This is a genomic window from Dietzia sp. B19 (assembly GCF_014145155.1).
Classification (GTDB): domain Bacteria; phylum Actinomycetota; class Actinomycetes; order Mycobacteriales; family Mycobacteriaceae; genus Dietzia; species Dietzia natronolimnaea.
This window is the reverse complement of record NZ_JAALED010000414.1, coordinates 1-2437: the sequence shown is the minus strand read 5'-3', so window position 1 is coordinate 2437 and position 2437 is coordinate 1. Positions and strand designations below refer to the sequence as shown.

The window sequence follows — 2437 nt, the reverse complement described above, 5'->3', positions numbered from 1 at the left end:
CCGGGGAGTCGTGGCAGGACGAGGTCGTTGTCGACCACCCCGTGTCGACCGATTCGGACGAGCCCCGGGACCAGCCGCCCCCGCGCGTCGTGGTCATCGGCGGACTCGGCACCTTGGGCCGCCACATCGCCACCTCCTTCCTCGCGGCACGTGCGAGCGTCACCCTCACCACCCGTCGCAACGCGGGCGACGTGGCCTCCGCGCTCGTCCCCAGGGGTGCCTCCGTGGTCACCTGGGACGGCGCCGACGCCGCAGCGCTCGCCGGCGTGTTGAGCGACATCCCGGGTCCGGGCCCCCTGATCGTGGTGCAGTGCACCGGGGTGGTGGGCAAGGAGAGCTTCGCCACCGTCCAGGAGTCGGGGGCGGAGACGCTACGGGCCCACGATCGTGCGCGGGTGCAGGTCTGGGACGCCCTGGAGGATGCGGTGGCCCTGCTCGCCGAGAGGGCTCCCGACGTCCTTGTGGCGATGTCCTCGCTGGCCTCCGTGTCGGGCGGCTTCGGTCTGGCCGCGTACGCCGTGTCCTGCAGGGCCGTGGAACTGCGGTGCGAGAACGCTTCGCCGGCGGACGGGACCCGTCGGGTCGCGGTGGCGTGGGACGGATGGCGGACGACCGGTGCGGATGACGCCGCGTTCGCCCGGAACCTCCTGCGGCACGCTCTGGATCCGGAGGACGCCTCGACTCTGTTGCGCCGGATCGCCGCAGGACCGGCGCGGGGCACGGTGATCGCCAGCCGTCGCCCGCTCACGATCGAGGGTGCGGACGTTGACCGGGCAGCCGGCCCCGAGAATCTCCGGCAGACCTCCGGGGGATCCTCCACGGGCGCCTCGTCTGACGGCTCGCACGGTGACGAGGGTCGCGCGTCGCTCGATCGTCTCTGCGAATTGTGGGCCGACGCGCTCGGTGTTCACCGTGACGAGGTCGGCCCCGAGTCCGACTTCTTCGCCCTCGGGGGACAGTCCCTGGCCGCCACGAGATTGCTCGGCACCCTCCGCGACGAACTGGGTCTCGACCTGCGGTTGCGGGATCTCCTCGACGATCCGACGCCGGGGGGAGTCGCAGGAGTGGTCGTGTCGGATCCGGGCGGCGGGATGGATCGGGAGGAAGGGGCCTCGGGTGTGGACGCTGACCCCACAGGCCCGGCCCCGCTGACCCCGGTCCAGCGCGCGTACCTCCTGGGCCGCGAGGACGACTTCGGGATCGGAGGCGCGGCGTGCCACAGTTTTGTGGAGTTCCGCTCCCTGTCGCTCGACCCGGATCGGTTCGAGTCCGCCTTCCGCACCCTCGTGCAGCGGCACCCGATGCTGCGGACGGTCGTCGAGCTGGACGGGATGCACGAGGTCTACATCAGGCCCGAGGACTTCCGGCTCGACGTGACCGACCTCAGGCACTCCGACGACCCCGGCACCGGCCTCCAGCGGTGGCGGGACCGCCTGTCCCTGCGGCGCGCCCCGGCATCGCGGTGGCCGCTGGTCTGCCCCTACCTCGCGATCACCGCCGACGCGGTGCATGTGGGGTGGAGCATCGATGTGCTGGTCTGCGACGCCGACAGCTTCGGCCTCCTGCACTCCGAGATGGGAGTGGTCTATCGCGGTGAGGACCCTGGCCCGGCGCCGCTGCGCACCTTTGCCGACCACGTGAGGTCGGGCGCGGCGGGTGGGGGCGCGGGCGGAGCCCGGCAGGACGAGGACCGACGCTGGTGGGCCGAGCGGGTCCCGCACCTTCCCGCGGCTCCCGAGGTCTCCGGCGGAGCGGTCTCTGCCGCGCAGGTCCCGGTCGGTGGCTTTTCCCGGCACCGCTGGACCCTCGGTCCCGAGCTGAGCGAGGCGGTGGTCCGCACGAGCGCTCGGAGGCGGACCACGCCGGCCGCCCTGCTGCTCACCGCATACGCCCACATGCTGTGCGAGCTATCCGGCCGATCGGAGTTCTCGGTGATGCTCACGACCTTCGGACGCCCGCCGGAGATGGCCGGGGTCATCGGAGAGTTCACCGAGCTCTCCCTGGTGGGACTGCACACCTCGGCCGATCCTCACGCCTCCCTGGACTCGGTGGGCACCTCACTGTTCGAGGCGCTCGACCGGTCGAGCGTGTCGGGGATCGACGTTCTCGCCATGCGCAGCGCCCAGGAGGGGCGGCGGTTCTCGGCACCCGTCGTGTTCACCAGCACCCTCGGCGGGGAGGACGAGTCCGGTTTCGACGACGACTGGAGCGGTGAGCTCGTCGGCGGGATCAGTCAGACACCCCAGGTGGTGTTGGACCACCAGGCTTACCGCTGGGGCGGGAGCATCATCGCCCAGTGGGACTACCTCGCCTCAGCGGTCGACGGCGACCGCCTCGAGCGGGCCGTCGCCGTCTACTCCGACGCGGTGCGCACCCTCGTGGAGGACGCTGGTGCGGACCACGCAGGCCACGCAGGCCAGGCAGGCCAGGCAGGCCA

Annotated in this window: 1 protein-coding gene; it reads left to right on the top strand. The window is 72.1% G+C overall.

What is annotated here, in order from left to right:
• Nucleotides 1-113: 113 nt before the first annotated feature.
• On the top strand, nt 114-2437 hold a 2324-nt coding region (locus G6020_RS11960; protein WP_241732689.1), incomplete at its 3' end, for a condensation domain-containing protein.